Below are 14,271 nucleotides of genomic sequence, written 5' to 3'. Positions count from 1 at the left end.
GGAGGATCTGTAATGACCACGGAAAAAGTGAAGTACGGCGTACATTCCGAAGCCGGCAAACTGCGTAAAGTCATGGTGTGCTCCCCAGGTTTGGCCCACCAGCGGCTGACCCCCAACAACTGCGATGAACTGCTGTTCGATGACGTGCTGTGGGTCGCCCAGGCCAAGCGCGACCATTTCGACTTCGTCACCAAAATGCGCGAGCGGGACATTGATGTGCTGGAAATGCACAACCTGCTGACCGATATCGTCACCATTCCCGAAGCGCTGGACTGGATCCTTGAACGCAAGATCACCGCAAATACAGTTGGCCTGGGTTTGATCGATGAAGTCAGCGCCTGGCTGCGCAGCCTGGAGCCGCGCAAAATCAGCGAATTCCTGATTGGTGGCGTGTCGGCCGATGACCTGCCAAACAGCTTCGGTGGCAAGACCATCGAGATGTTCCGCGACTTTCTCGGCCACGCAAGCTTCATTCTGCCGCCGCTGCCGAACACGCAGTTCACCCGCGACACGACCTGCTGGATCTACGGCGGCGTAACGCTGAACCCGATGTACTGGCCGGCGCGACGCCAGGAAACCCTGCTGGCCTCCGCCATCTACAAATTCCACCCTGAGTTCACCAACGCAGACTTCCAGATCTGGTACGGCGACCCCGACCAGGAACACGGTGCCGCCACGCTGGAAGGCGGCGACGTCATGCCGATTGGCAATGGTGTCGTGCTGATCGGCATGGGTGAACGTTCGTCCCACCAGGCGATTGGCCAACTGGCGCGTAACCTGTTCAAAAACAACGCCGTGGAACGCGTGATCGTTGCCGGCCTGCCGAAATCCCGCGCTGCCATGCACCTGGACACCGTGTTCAGCTTCTGCGACCGCGACCTGGTCACCATCTTCCCCGAAGTGGTCAACCAGATCATTCCCTTCACCCTGCGCCCCGATGACAGCAAGCCGCACGGCATCGATATCCAACGGGAGAAAACCAACTTCCTCGAAACCGTCGCCGCAGCGCTCAACCTCAAGGCGCTGCGTGTGGTCGAGACCGGCGGCAACAGCTTCGCCGCCGAGCGCGAGCAGTGGGATGACGGCAACAACGTGGTGGCCCTGGAGCCTGGCGTGGTGATCGGTTACGACCGCAACACCTACACCAACACCCTGTTGCGCAAGGCCGGTGTGGAAGTCATCACCATCAGCGCCGGTGAACTCGGCCGCGGCCGTGGCGGCGGCCACTGCATGACCTGCCCGATCATCCGCGACCCCATCGACTATTGATTTTTTGGCCTTGGCCGCTGCTTATCCAGCAGCGGCCAGGGGGATAACCGAAACCTAAGGAGATCCATCATGGCTTTTAACATGCGCAACCGCAGCCTGCTCTCGCTGATGCACCACACCACTCGCGAGCTCAACTACCTGCTGGACCTGTCCCGCGACCTCAAGCGCGCCAAATACACCGGCACCGAGCGTCCGCACCTGCAGGGCAAAAACATCGCGCTGATCTTCGAAAAAACCTCGACCCGCACCCGCTGCGCATTCGAAGTGGCGGCCCATGACCAGGGTGCCCACGTCACCTATATCGACCCGGTGTCGTCGCAAATCGGCCACAAAGAAAGCATGAAAGACACCGCCCGCGTCTTGGGCCGCATGTTCGATGCCATCGAGTACCGTGGTTTCGAGCAGGAAATCGTCGAAGAGCTGGCCAAGTTCGCCGGCGTGCCGGTGTTCAACGGCCTTACCGCCGAATTCCACCCGACCCAAATGATCGCCGACACCCTGACCATGCGCGAACACAGCGACAAGCCGTTGCATGACATCAGCTACGCCTACCTGGGCGACGCCCGTTACAACATGGGCAATTCGCTGCTGATGATCGGCGCCAAGCTGGGCATGGACGTGCGCATCGGCGCGCCGAAAGCGCTGTGGCCGCATGAAGATTTCATCAAGCAGTGCCAGGCGTTTGCCGAAGAAAGCGGCGCACGCATCACCATCACCGAGGACCCGAAAGAGGCGGTCAAAGGCGTCGACTTCATCCACACCGATATCTGGGTGTCCATGGGCGAGCCGGTGGAAGCGTGGGACGAGCGTATCGAGCAACTGCTGCCGTACCAGGTCAACGCCAAGATGATGAAGGCCTCGGGCAACCCTCGCGTGAAGTTCATGCACTGCTTGCCGGCGTTCCATAACAGCGAAACCAAAGTCGGCAAGGACATCGCCGCGCGCTACCCGAACCTGGCCAATGGCGTTGAAGTGACCGAGGAGGTGTTCGAGTCGCCAGCCAACATCGCGTTTGAGCAGGCGGAAAACCGCATGCACACCATCAAGGCGATCCTGGTGTCGGCGCTCGCGGATATCTAATCCAACACCGCTCCCACTGTCGGAACACAGCCAATGTGGGAGCGGGCTTGCTCGCGAAAGCGGCGTGTCAGTCAGCCTCTGTATCAACTGATCCACCCTATTCGCGAGCACGCCCGCCCCCACATTTTCTCCTGTGTTCACAACGATGATTTTCAGAAGGACATTTATTATGCGTATCGTCGTTGCACTGGGCGGTAACGCCCTGCTCCGCCGTGGTGAACCCATGACCGCGGACAACCAACGCGCCAATATCCGAATCGCCACCGAACAGATCGCCAAGATTTACCCCGGCAACGAGCTGGTGATCGCTCACGGCAATGGCCCGCAGGTCGGCCTGCTGTCGTTGCAGGCGGCGGCCTACACCCAGGTTTCGCCTTACCCGCTGGACGTGCTGGGCGCTGAGACCGAAGGCATGATCGGCTACATCATCGAACAGGAATTGGGCAACCTGCTGGATTTCGAAGTGCCGTTTGCCACGCTGCTCACCCAAGTAGAAGTGGACCCCAACGACCCGGCCTTCAAGAACCCCACCAAGCCTATCGGCCCGGTCTACTCCAAAGCCGACGCCGAAAAGCTCGCCGCCGAAAAAGGCTGGGCCATTGCCCCCGATGGCGATAAATACCGCCGCGTGGTGGCGAGCCCGCGCCCGAAACACATCTTCGAAATTCGCCCGATCAAGTGGTTGCTGGAAAAAAGCGCCATCGTGATCTGCGCCGGTGGCGGCGGGATTCCAACGATGTATGGCGAAGACGGCAAACTGCGCGGCATTGAAGCTGTCATCGACAAAGACCTGTGTTCCTCGCTATTGGCCGCGCAACTGGACGCCGATTTGCTGGTGATCGCCACCGACGTCAACGCGGCCTTTATCGACTACGGCAAGCCAACCCAGAAGGCCATCGCCCAGGCTCACCCTGACGAAATGGAAAAACTCGGCTTCGCCGCCGGCTCCATGGGGCCGAAGGTGCAAGCGGCCTGTGAGTTCGCCCGCCAGACTGGCAAAACCGCCGTCATCGGTTCACTCTCGGACATCGAAGCCATCGTCCAGGGCCGCGCCGGCACACGCATCAGCACGGCCAAACCCGGGATCAGTTACCTGTGAAGTAGAGGAGAAATGCCTATGGCCACCTTTGAACCTGGTCACCTGCACATCGAACGCCACGCGCTCAACAAGGACGACTACAGCTACAACCTGTGCATCGACTACGAGGTCAGCCAGGATCCAGAGGAAGGCAAGGGAATGCTCTTCAAGATGCACGGCTCGGTACAAGGCAAGGAGCTCAAGGAGGAGTTCTTTCTGCCCAAGGATCAGGCCTTCGACTTTGCCCGGCATGCGATGAACATCGCGCAGAAATATGGAATGCCGAAGGTTGCGACGCTCAATGGCACCATGCATAAACAGTACGATTTGATGTTTGAAGATGTGCGGCATCAGCTGGATGTGAAGGCGGGAGACCCCATCAAGCCTGAGCACCTGGGCTAAGCCCCTTGCACTGCCCCCCCCTGAATGTGGGAGGGGGCTTGCTCCCGATTGCGCTGGTTCAGTCACCCGTTGTGTCAGCTGACACAGCGTATTCGCGAGCAAGCCCGCTCCCACATTTTGATCTCCATCAACGCCAAGGCATACTGGCCACCCTCCGCACTCCAGAATCAAGATCCACCCATGCGTATCCACGTCAGCTTCATCGACCGCGTCGGCATTACCCAGGAAGTCCTGGCCCTGCTCGGTGGGCGCAATCTCAACCTGGATGCGGTGGAGATGGTGCCGCCCAACGTCTATATCGATGCGCCGACCCTCAGCGCCGAGGTGCTGGAAGAACTGCGCGACGCGTTGTTCAGCGTGCACGGGGTCCAAGCGGTCACCGTGGTGGATATCCTCCCCGGCCAACGCCGCCACCTGCAACTCGATGCCCTGCTGGCCGCCATGACCGACCCGGTGCTGGCCCTGGACAGCGCGGGCAAGATCCTGCTGGCCAACCCGGCGCTGATCGCCCTGTACGGTCGCGAGCCGGCCGGGGAAAGCATCAGCGAACTGTTCAACGACCCGGCGCTGCTGGACACCTTGCTGGAGCAAGGCTTTCGCCTGCCGCTGCGCGAGATCAGCGTCAACGGTCAGACCTTGCTGCTCGATGCCACGCCGATCACCGACGCCGGCGCCCTGCTCACCCTGTACCCACCCAACCGGATCGGCGAACAGTTGTCGGCGCTGCACCACGACCATGCCGAAGGGTTTGATGCGCTGTTGGGCGAGTCACCAGCAATTCGCACCCTGAAGGCGCGCGCGCAACGGGTGGCGGCGTTGGATGCCCCGCTGTTGATCCAGGGCGAAACCGGCACCGGCAAAGAGCTGGTGGCACGTGCCTGCCACGCCATCAGCGCCCGCCACAGTGCGCCGTTCCTGGCCCTGAACTGCGCGGCGTTACCGGAAAACCTCGCCGAGAGCGAGCTGTTCGGTTATGCCCCGGGTGCCTTTACCGGGGCGCAACGGGGTGGCAAACCGGGGCTGATGGAACTGGCCAACCAGGGCACCGTGTTCCTGGATGAAATCGGCGAAATGTCGCCGTACTTGCAGGCCAAGCTGCTGCGGTTTCTCAACGATGGCAGCTTTCGCCGCGTGGGCGGTGACCGCGAAGTGAAGGTCAATGTGCGCATTCTCAGCGCCACCCACCGCGACCTGGAAAAGATGGTCAGCGAGGGCACCTTTCGCGAAGACCTGTTCTACCGCCTCAATGTGCTCAACGTCGAAGTGCCGCCGCTGCGTGAACGCGGCCAGGACATTCTGCTGCTCGCCCGCTACTTCATGCAGCAGGCCTGCGCACAGATCCAGCGCCCTGTGTGCCGCCTGGCACCCGGCACTTACCCGGCGCTGTTGGGCAACCGCTGGCCAGGCAATGTGCGCCAGTTGCAGAACGTGATCTTCCGCGCCGCCGCTATCTGCGAAAGCAGCCTGGTAGACATCGGCGACCTGGACATCGCCGGCACCTCGGTGGCCCGCCAAAACGACGCCGAGGTCGACAGCCTGGAACAGGCGGTGGAAGACTTCGAACGCAGCCTGCTCGAAAAGCTTTACGCCAGCTACCCCTCGACCCGCCAACTGGCCAGCCGCCTGCAAACCTCTCATACCGCCATTGCCCATCGACTGCGCAAATACGGCATCCCCAACAAGCCCTGACGGCACTCGATCTCAATGTGGGAGCGGGCTTGCTCGCGAATGCGCCGTGTCAGCTGACACAGCTGGTGACTGAACCACCGCAATCGGGAGCAAGCCCCCTCCCACATTGGATTGCATTGCAAGTGTGGTCTGAGAACGACATCCGCTGTACTGAAAGCGCTACAGCGTAACGATATCGCTACAACCCTGTTTTTTGCGCGCCATGCAAGGCTTTGATCCACATAGGCTTTTTTTCGCGCACCCAGCTGTAGCGAAATCGCTACAGCCAGAACACATAAGCTCATAACCATTTTTATCAACTCATTGATTTTTAACGATTTAATGAGATTGGCCGCGATATTGCTAAGCAACTCCCCATTATTCCAATCCCGTCCACCAGACGAATCTGGCCCTGAGGAGTTTCCATGAGCGAGTTGCGTTTCACTGAAGATCACGAATGGCTGCGCGCCGAAGCCGATGGCAGCGTCACCGTGGGTATCACCGCTTTCGCGCAGAACGCGTTGGGTGATGTGGTTTTCGTGCAACTGCCGGAGTTGCAGTCCTACGCGAAGGGCGCAGAAGCCTCCACCGTTGAATCGGTCAAGGCCGCAAGCGGCGTCTACATGCCGCTGGACGGCGAAGTCCTCGAAGTCAACGCGCAACTCGATGGCAGCCCGGAGCTGGTCAACGAAGACCCGACGGGCGAAGGTTGGTTCTTCCGCTTTAAACCCGCCGATGCCGATGCAGTGGCTAAGCTGTTGGATCAGGATGCGTACGACCGCCTGATCAAAGCCAACGCTGAAGCCTGAGGAGCGCGCCATGACGATCAATCTCAGCACCGCCAACGAATTCATCGCCCGTCATATCGGCCCGCGCCAGGAAGATGAGCAGCACATGCTTGCCAGCCTGGGCTTTGACTCCCTGGAAGCCTTGAGCGCCAGCGTCATTCCGGAAAGCATCAAGGGCACCAGCGTGCTCGGCCTGGAAGACGGCCTGAGCGAAGCCGAGGCCCTGGCCAAGATCAAGGCCATCGCCGGCAAGAACCAGCTGTTCAAGACCTACATCGGCCAGGGTTACTACAACTGCCACACGCCGTCGCCGATCCTGCGCAACCTGCTGGAAAACCCGGCCTGGTACACCGCCTACACCCCGTACCAGCCAGAGATTTCCCAAGGCCGTCTGGAAGCGCTGCTGAACTTCCAGACCCTGATCAGCGACCTCACCGGCCTGCCGATCGCCAACGCCTCCCTGCTCGATGAAGCCACCGCCGCTGCCGAAGCCATGACCTTCTGCAAACGCCTGAGCAAGAACAAAGGCAGCAACGCCTTCTTCGCCTCCGTGCACAGCCACCCGCAAACCCTCGACGTGCTACGCACGCGTGCCGAGCCGCTGGGCATCGATGTGGTGGTGGGCGATGAGCGCGAACTGACCGACGTCAGCCCGTTCTTCGGCGCCCTGCTGCAATACCCGGCCAGCAACGGTGACGTGTTTGATTACCGCGAGCTGACCGAACGCTTCCACACCGCCAACGCGCTGGTCGCCGTGGCTGCCGACCTGTTGGCCCTGACCCTGCTGACCCCGCCGGGTGAGTTCGGCGCCGACGTGGCCATCGGCAGCGCGCAACGCTTCGGCGTGCCGCTGGGCTTTGGTGGCCCGCACGCGGCGTACTTCTCCACCAAGGATGCGTTCAAGCGCGACATGCCGGGCCGTCTGGTCGGGGTGTCCGTTGACCGCTTCGGCAAGCCGGCCCTGCGCCTGGCCATGCAGACCCGCGAGCAACATATCCGTCGCGAGAAAGCCACCAGCAACATCTGCACCGCCCAGGTACTGCTGGCCAACATCGCCAGCATGTACGCCGTGTACCACGGTCCCAAAGGACTGACCCAGATCGCTCAGCGCATTCACCAGCTGACCGCGATCCTGGCCAAGGGCTTGACCGCCCTGGGCGTGAAGGTCGAGCAAGACCATTTCTTCGACACCCTGACCCTCAACACTGGCGCCCACACGGCCGCCCTGCACGACAAGGCCCGCGCCCAGCGCATCAACCTGCGTGTGGTCGACGCCCAGCGTCTGGGCCTGTCGGTCGACGAAACCACCACCCAGGCCGATATCGAAACCCTGTGGTCGCTCTTCGCCGATGGCAAAGCCCTGCCGGACTTCGCCGCTAACGTGGAAAGCACCCTGCCGGCCGCGCTGCTGCGCCAATCGCCGATCCTCAGTCACCCGGTGTTCAACCGTTACCATTCGGAAACCGAGCTGATGCGCTACCTGCGCAAGCTGGCCGACAAGGACCTGGCACTGGACCGCACCATGATCCCGCTGGGCTCGTGCACCATGAAACTCAACGCCGCCAGCGAAATGATCCCGGTGACCTGGGCCGAGTTCGGTGCCCTGCACCCGTTCGCCCCGGCCGAGCAAAGCGCCGGCTACCTGCAACTGACCTCCGAACTGGAAGCCATGCTCTGCGCAGCCACCGGTTATGACGCAATCTCACTGCAACCGAACGCCGGTTCCCAGGGCGAGTACGCCGGCCTTCTGGCCATCCGTGCCTACCACCAGAGCCGTGGCGAAGAACGCCGTGACATCTGCCTGATCCCATCGTCGGCCCACGGCACCAACCCCGCTACCGCCAACATGGCCGGCATGCGCGTGGTTGTCACCGCGTGCGACGCACGTGGCAACGTCGACATCGAAGACCTGCGCGCCAAGGCCATCGAGCACCGCGACCACCTCGCGGCACTGATGATCACCTACCCGTCCACCCACGGCGTGTTCGAAGAAGGCATCCGCGAAATCTGCGGCATCATTCACGACAATGGCGGCCAGGTGTACATCGACGGCGCCAACATGAACGCGATGGTCGGCCTGTGCGCACCGGGCAAGTTCGGCGGCGACGTGTCCCACCTGAACCTGCACAAGACCTTCTGCATTCCCCACGGTGGTGGCGGCCCGGGTGTTGGCCCGATTGGCGTCAAATCGCACCTCACGCCATTCTTGCCTGGCCACGCGGCCATGGAACGCAAGGAAGGCGCGGTGTGCGCGGCGCCCTTCGGCAGCGCGAGCATCCTGCCGATCACCTGGATGTACATCAGCATGATGGGCGGCGCGGGCCTCAAGCGCGCTTCGCAGTTGGCGATCCTGAATGCCAACTACATTTCCCGTCGCCTCGAAGAGCACTACCCAGTGCTCTACACCGGCAGCAATGGCCTGGTGGCGCACGAGTGCATCCTGGACCTGCGCCCATTGAAGGACAGCAGCGGCATCAGCGTTGATGACGTGGCCAAGCGCCTGATCGATTTCGGCTTCCACGCGCCGACCATGTCGTTCCCGGTAGCGGGCACGCTGATGATCGAGCCGACCGAAAGCGAATCCAAGGAAGAACTGGACCGCTTCTGTGACGCGATGATTGCCATCCGCGAAGAGATCCGCGCGGTGGAAAACGGCACCCTGGACAAGGAAGACAACCCCCTGAAAAACGCCCCGCACACCGCGGCCGAACTGGTGGGCGAATGGAGCCACCCGTACAGCCGTGAACAAGCGGTGTACCCGGTTGCGTCGTTGATCGAAGGCAAGTACTGGCCGCCGGTTGGCCGGGTCGACAACGTGTTTGGCGATCGCAACCTGGTGTGTGCGTGCCCGTCGATCGAGAGCTACGCCTGATCTGACTGGAGGGATGCGGTCAAACATGGGGGAGCGGGCTTGCTCGCGAATGCGGGGGATCAGTCACTGGATGCATCAACTGACACTCCGCTTTCGCGAGCAAGCCGGCGCCCACATGTGACCGCGTTCATCCGATAAATAATAAGAAACCGGAGAACAACCATGTCCCTTAGCGTGTTCGACCTGTTCAAGATTGGCATCGGCCCCTCCAGCTCCCACACGGTCGGCCCGATGCGCGCTGCGGCCCGATTCGTCGAAGGCCTCAAGCGCGACAACCTGCTGAGCGCCACCACCGGCATCAAGGTGGAACTCTATGGATCGCTGGGCGCCACCGGTAAAGGCCACGGCAGTGACAAGGCCGTGCTGCTGGGCCTGGAAGGCGAACACCCGGACACCGTCAATACTGAAACCGTGGCTGCACGCCTCGCGCAAATGCGCAGCGACGGTCGCTTGAACCTGCTTGGCGAACACCGCATTGCGTTCAACGAGAAAGAACACCTGGCGATGATTCGCAAACCCCTCGCCTACCATCCCAATGGCATGATTTTTCGTGCCTTCGATGCGGCGGGCATCCAGATTCGCAGCCGCGAGTACTACTCGGTCGGCGGCGGTTTTGTCGTCGATGAAGATGCCGCCGGCGCCGACCGGATTGTCGAAGACACCACGCCGCTGACCTTTCCGTTCAAGCACGCCAAAGACTTGCTGGGGCATTGCGCTACCTACGGGCTGTCGATCAGCCAGGTAATGCTGACCAATGAAAGTGCCTGGCGCCCGGAAGCGGAAACCCGCGCCGGTCTATTGAAAATCTGGCAAGTGATGCAGGACTGCGTCGACGCCGGCTGTCGCAACGAAGGGATTTTGCCCGGTGGTTTGAAGGTCAAGCGCCGCGCCGCTGCCCTGCATCGCCAGCTGTGCAAGAACCCGGAATCGGCGCTGCGTGACCCGCTGTCGGTGCTGGACTGGGTCAATCTGTACGCGCTGGCGGTCAACGAAGAAAACGCCAATGGCGGCCGCGTAGTGACCGCGCCCACCAACGGCGCCGCCGGGATTGTGCCGGCCGTGTTGCATTACTACATGCGTTTTATCCCCGGCGCGAACGAGGACGGCGTGGTGCGTTTTCTGCTCACCGCCGCCGCCATCGGCATTTTGTACAAGGAAAACGCCTCGATCTCCGGGGCCGAAGTCGGCTGCCAGGGTGAAGTCGGCGTGGCCTGCTCGATGGCAGCCGGCGCGCTGTGCGAAGTGCTGGGCGGCAGCGTGTCCCAAGTGGAAAACGCCGCCGAGATCGGCATGGAGCACAACCTCGGCCTGACCTGCGACCCGATTGGCGGGCTGGTGCAGGTGCCGTGCATCGAGCGCAATGCCATGGGCTCGGTCAAGGCGATCAATGCGGTGCGTATGGCTTTGCGCGGTGATGGGCAGCACTTCGTCTCGCTGGATAAAGTCATCCGCACCATGCGCCAGACCGGCGCCGATATGAAAAGTAAATACAAGGAAACCGCCCGTGGCGGTTTGGCGGTCAACATTATCGAGTGCTGACGCCTACAAGCGCGTCCGCACGTTTTTCAGGAGCTGAACATGTCCACCGAAACCCTGTTGAAAACCCCATTGCACGCCCTGCACCTCGAACTGGGCGCGCGCATGGTGCCCTTCGCCGGCTACGACATGCCGGTGCAATACCCGCTGGGCGTGATGAAGGAACACCTGCACACCCGTGAACACGCCGGGTTGTTCGACGTGTCCCACATGGGCCAGATCCGCCTGACCGGCGCCAATGCCGCCAAAGCCCTGGAAACGCTGGTACCCGTCGACATCATCGACCTGCCGGTCGGCATGCAGCGCTACGCCATGTTCACCAATGACCAGGGCGGCATTCTCGACGACCTGATGGTGGCCAACCTGGGTAACGACGAACTGTTCCTGGTGGTCAACGCCGCCTGCAAGGATCAGGACCTGGCGCACCTGCGCCAACATATCGGCGACCAGTGCAGCATTGAGCCACTGTTCGAAGAGCGCGCCTTGCTGGCCCTGCAAGGCCCGGCGGCCGTGAAAGTCTTGGCGCGCCTGGCACCTGAAGTGACCAAGATGACGTTCATGCAGTTCGCCAGCCTGCGCCTGTTGGGCGTGGACTGCTACGTCAGCCGCTCCGGTTACACGGGCGAAGACGGGTTTGAAATCTCGGTGCCGGCCGCCAACGCCGAAAGCCTTGCGCGCAGCCTGCTGGCCGAAGCCGAAGTACACGCCATCGGCCTGGGCGCCCGCGACTCGCTGCGCCTGGAAGCTGGCCTGTGCCTGTACGGCCACGACATGAACACCGACACCACCCCCATCGAAGCCAGCCTGCTGTGGGCGATCTCCAAGGCCCGCCGTGCCGACGGCGCACGTGCCGGTGGCTTCCCGGGTGCCGAGCGCATTTTCAGCCAACAGCAAGCCGGTGTGAGCCGCAAGCGTGTCGGCCTGCTGCCACAGGAACGTACGCCCGTGCGTGAAGGCGCCGAAATCGTCGATGAGCACGGCACCGTGATCGGCAGCGTGTGCAGCGGTGGCTTTGGCCCGACGCTGGGCGGCCCGCTTGCCATGGGTTACCTGGACAGCGCATTTATTGCACTGGACACCGAAGTGTCTGCGTTGGTACGTGGGAAAAAGGTGCCGCTGCGTGTAAGTAAAATGCCATTTGTACCGCAACGTTACTTCCGCGGCTGATTGACTGTTCCTATAAGTAACGCGGTTGCGTTAACGCGCACTAATTTGTAACGCAACCGCCATAAAAGAGTGCATTGACGATAGTCATTTTAATAGGCGCAAACCTATAACAAGTGAGCAACGCTATCGAATATGTGGGATCCACTTTTAGTCAACGAAGTGTCATATGGCCGAGCAAAACCTGGGGATTCTCCGGGGCTTGTTTTTTCCATATTAGTTGACGTAGAGTTTAGCCACTGTGTTTGCATGGGTCGCTTTGAACCTGGACCTGGGCAGTAGCCATAAGTTTGCTACAACCCGTTCGACGTCTCTTACTTTCCTGCAACCCAGCCCAGTACTCTTTCATGTGAAAGGGGCTGTCATTAATTTTTAGCGTCAAAGGAAATAAGAAATGTCGAATCGTCAGAGCGGTACCGTCAAGTGGTTTAACGACGAGAAAGGGTTTGGTTTTATCACTCCAGAAAGCGGTCCGGATCTGTTCGTGCATTTCCGCGCTATTCAGGGCAATGGCTTCAAGAGCCTGAAAGAAGGCCAGAAAGTGTCTTTCATCGCCGTGCAAGGCCAGAAAGGCATGCAGGCTGACGAAGTACAAGCAGAAGGCTGATCCTTACTGCGACAAAAAGCCCCTGATGGTGACATCAGGGGCTTTTTTATGTGCGTTTGCTCGTAAAATGGCTTTTTTCTCAAGAGAGACGGCCATGCCCAAACCTTTGTTGAGCCCCCAAGGCGAATTCCCCGCCGTTGGCCTGGGCCGTCGTCTGGCAGCGATGTTCTATGACTTCCTGTTGTGCACCGCGCTGCTGATCGTCACCGCGTTTATCTACAAGCTGGTGTGGATGGCGTTTATCGGCGAAGCCAGGATGCGCACGCTCACCGAGTCCGGCGCGCTGGACGGCGACCCGCTGCTGTCAACGATTCTGTTTTTTGTGCTGTTTGGTTTTTTCGCCATGTTCTGGACTTATTCAGGGCAGACCCTGGGCATGCAAGTGTGGGGCGTGCGCGTGCAGAACGCTGACGGTTCGCGGATCAGCCTGTGGCAAGCGCTGCTGCGGTTCGTGGTGTCGATTGCGTCATGGTTGTGTGTGGGGCTGGGGTTTATCTGGTCGCTGTTTGATAAACAGAAACGCAGCTGGCATGACATTTATTCGGATACCCAACTGGTGCGGATTCCGAAGCAGAAGAAATAAACGCTGAATAGTGGAGGTTCAAATGTGGGAGCGGGCTTGCTCGCGAATGCGCAGTGTCAGTTGATATATCTGGTGTCTGAACTACCGCATTCGCGAGCAAGCCCGCTCCCACAATTTTGACCGTATTTACAGCTTGGGTCAGGCGTTGCCGGCGAGCTTCAAGCGCGCAGCCTGGGTGAAATCCAGCATGCGCTTGAGCGGGCGCACGGCATGCGGGATCACTGACGGCTCAACGAAGATCTCGTTACTGCCCTCACGCAGGCACTGCAGCGTGCGCTCCAGCGTGTTCATCGCCATCCACGGGCAATGCGCGCAACTGCGGCACGCCGCGCCGTTGCCGGCAGTAGGCGCCTCAATGAAGACTTTATCCGGGCACAACTGCTGCATCTTGTAGAAGATGCCGCGGTCGGTCGCCACGATGAACGTCTTGTTCGGCAAACGCTGTGCGGCGGCAATCAGTTGGCTGGTGGAGCCCACCGCGTCCGCCAGCTCGATCACCGAGGTCGGCGACTCTGGGTGCACCAGAATCGCCGCGTCCGGGTAGAGTGCCTTCATGTCTTCAAGCTGCTTGGACTTGAACTCCTCGTGGACGATGCACGCCCCGTCCCACAGCAACATATCCGCACCGGTCTGGCGCTGGATGTAGGTGCCCAGGTGCTTGTCCGGGCCCCAGATAATCGTTTCGCCGTTGTCCATCAGGCTTTCGACGATTTCCAGTGCGCAGCTGGAGGTCACGACCCAATCCGCCCGGGCTTTGACCGCCGCCGAGGTGTTGGCGTAAACCACCACGGTGCGCTCGGGATGCTGGTCGCAGAACGCCGAGAACTCCTCCACCGGGCAACCCAGGTCCAGCGAGCACGTGGCTTCCAGGGTGGGCATGAGGATGCGTTTTTCGGGGGTGAGGATTTTGGCGGTCTCGCCCATGAAACGCACACCGGCAACCAACACGGTCTTGGCCGGGTGGGCAGCGCCGAAGCGGGCCATTTCCAGGGAGTCGGAGACACAGCCGCCGGTTTCTTCGGCCAGGGCCTGAATCACCGGGTCGCAATAAAAGTGGGCAACCAGCACCGCGTCTTGAGCCTTGAGCTCGGCGGCGATGGCGACACGCAGGCTCGCCTCTTCTTCGGCGCTGAGGGCCTTGGGCTGCTTGGCGTCGAGGTGAGCTTGAACCAGTAGGCGTTCGGAAATTTGCGTCATGTTCGCAAGACCTGCAAGCGCAGTTGC

12 protein-coding genes are annotated in these 14,271 nt (G+C 60.9%); 11 read left to right on the top strand and 1 reads right to left on the bottom strand.

The window, feature by feature from the left end; all coding sequences use genetic code 11:
* The first annotated feature begins 12 nt into the window (after positions 1-12).
* The 11 genes from arcA to JFT85_RS22040 all read left to right on the top strand — a co-directional run bounded on the left by arcA (position 13) and on the right by JFT85_RS22040 (position 13,047).
* Positions 13-1,269 (top strand): arginine deiminase, encoded by a 1,257-nt coding sequence (gene arcA, locus JFT85_RS22090; RefSeq protein ID WP_053257733.1) that lies wholly within the window; start codon positions 13-15, stop codon positions 1,267-1,269.
* A 69-nt stretch (positions 1,270-1,338) separates the two neighbouring features.
* Complete coding sequence (locus tag JFT85_RS22085; protein WP_015885593.1) at positions 1,339-2,349, top strand: ornithine carbamoyltransferase; 1,011 nt, start codon at positions 1,339-1,341, stop codon at positions 2,347-2,349.
* 169 nt (positions 2,350-2,518) lie between these two features.
* A complete protein-coding gene (gene arcC, locus JFT85_RS22080) occupies positions 2,519-3,448 on the top strand; it encodes a carbamate kinase (protein ID WP_053257734.1) in 930 nt (309 codons plus the stop codon).
* Positions 3,449-3,466: 18 nt separating this feature from the next.
* Positions 3,467-3,829, top strand: a complete 363-nt coding sequence (locus tag JFT85_RS22075; RefSeq protein WP_053257735.1) for a DUF5064 family protein — start codon at positions 3,467-3,469, stop codon at positions 3,827-3,829.
* A gap of 180 nt (positions 3,830-4,009) precedes the next feature.
* Positions 4,010-5,518, top strand: a complete 1,509-nt coding sequence (locus JFT85_RS22070) for a sigma-54-dependent transcriptional regulator (RefSeq protein WP_053257736.1) — start codon at positions 4,010-4,012, stop codon at positions 5,516-5,518.
* A gap of 404 nt (positions 5,519-5,922) precedes the next feature.
* A complete protein-coding gene (gcvH, locus tag JFT85_RS22065) occupies positions 5,923-6,306 on the top strand; it encodes a glycine cleavage system protein GcvH (RefSeq protein WP_053257737.1) in 384 nt (127 codons plus the stop codon).
* A gap of 10 nt (positions 6,307-6,316) precedes the next feature.
* The gene (gene gcvP / locus JFT85_RS22060; RefSeq protein ID WP_053257738.1) at positions 6,317-9,157 is read left to right on the top strand and encodes an aminomethyl-transferring glycine dehydrogenase; all 2,841 of its coding nucleotides are present in this window, start codon (positions 6,317-6,319) and stop codon (positions 9,155-9,157) included.
* 162 nt (positions 9,158-9,319) lie between these two features.
* Positions 9,320-10,696 (top strand): L-serine ammonia-lyase, encoded by a 1,377-nt coding sequence (locus JFT85_RS22055; RefSeq protein WP_053257739.1) that lies wholly within the window; start codon positions 9,320-9,322, stop codon positions 10,694-10,696.
* Between the two features lie 39 nt (positions 10,697-10,735).
* The gene (gcvT, locus tag JFT85_RS22050) at positions 10,736-11,860 is read left to right on the top strand and encodes a glycine cleavage system aminomethyltransferase GcvT (RefSeq protein WP_053257740.1); all 1,125 of its coding nucleotides are present in this window, start codon (positions 10,736-10,738) and stop codon (positions 11,858-11,860) included.
* Between the two features lie 391 nt (positions 11,861-12,251).
* The gene (locus tag JFT85_RS22045; RefSeq protein WP_017139143.1) at positions 12,252-12,464 is read left to right on the top strand and encodes a cold-shock protein; all 213 of its coding nucleotides are present in this window, start codon (positions 12,252-12,254) and stop codon (positions 12,462-12,464) included.
* A gap of 94 nt (positions 12,465-12,558) precedes the next feature.
* Entirely contained in the window at positions 12,559-13,047 is a 489-nt protein-coding gene (locus tag JFT85_RS22040; protein ID WP_053257741.1) for an RDD family protein, read from the top strand.
* Positions 13,048-13,185: 138 nt separating this feature from the next.
* Here JFT85_RS22040 and nadA read toward each other — a convergent pair whose 3' ends face one another.
* On the bottom strand, positions 13,186-14,244 hold the full coding sequence (nadA, locus tag JFT85_RS22035) for a quinolinate synthase NadA (RefSeq protein WP_053257742.1): 1,059 nt from the start codon (positions 14,242-14,244) through the stop codon (positions 13,186-13,188).
* Between the last annotated feature and the right edge of the window lie 27 nt (positions 14,245-14,271).

It is taken from the genome of Pseudomonas sp. TH04 (assembly GCF_016651355.1).
In the GTDB taxonomy this organism is placed as follows: Bacteria; Pseudomonadota; Gammaproteobacteria; order Pseudomonadales; family Pseudomonadaceae; genus Aquipseudomonas; species Aquipseudomonas fluorescens.
This window is presented reverse-complemented; position numbering and strand designations above follow the sequence as displayed.

What these genes read in the sequence shown, in the direction of transcription:
- arcA (WP_053257733.1), top strand. Translation starts at nt 13, where the DNA reads ATGACCACGGAAAAAGTGAAGTACGGCGTACATTCCGAAGCCGGCAAA.
- JFT85_RS22085 (WP_015885593.1), top strand. Translation starts at nt 1,339, where the DNA reads ATGGCTTTTAACATGCGCAACCGCAGCCTGCTCTCGCTGATGCACCAC.
- arcC (WP_053257734.1), top strand. Translation starts at nt 2,519, where the DNA reads ATGCGTATCGTCGTTGCACTGGGCGGTAACGCCCTGCTCCGCCGTGGT.
- JFT85_RS22075 (WP_053257735.1), top strand. Translation starts at nt 3,467, where the DNA reads ATGGCCACCTTTGAACCTGGTCACCTGCACATCGAACGCCACGCGCTC.
- JFT85_RS22070 (WP_053257736.1), top strand. Translation starts at nt 4,010, where the DNA reads ATGCGTATCCACGTCAGCTTCATCGACCGCGTCGGCATTACCCAGGAA.
- gcvH (WP_053257737.1), top strand. Translation starts at nt 5,923, where the DNA reads ATGAGCGAGTTGCGTTTCACTGAAGATCACGAATGGCTGCGCGCCGAA.
- gcvP (WP_053257738.1), top strand. Translation starts at nt 6,317, where the DNA reads ATGACGATCAATCTCAGCACCGCCAACGAATTCATCGCCCGTCATATC.
- JFT85_RS22055 (WP_053257739.1), top strand. Translation starts at nt 9,320, where the DNA reads ATGTCCCTTAGCGTGTTCGACCTGTTCAAGATTGGCATCGGCCCCTCC.
- gcvT (WP_053257740.1), top strand. Translation starts at nt 10,736, where the DNA reads ATGTCCACCGAAACCCTGTTGAAAACCCCATTGCACGCCCTGCACCTC.
- JFT85_RS22045 (WP_017139143.1), top strand. Translation starts at nt 12,252, where the DNA reads ATGTCGAATCGTCAGAGCGGTACCGTCAAGTGGTTTAACGACGAGAAA.
- JFT85_RS22040 (WP_053257741.1), top strand. Translation starts at nt 12,559, where the DNA reads ATGCCCAAACCTTTGTTGAGCCCCCAAGGCGAATTCCCCGCCGTTGGC.
- nadA (WP_053257742.1), bottom strand. Translation starts at nt 14,244, where the DNA reads ATGACGCAAATTTCCGAACGCCTACTGGTTCAAGCTCACCTCGACGCC.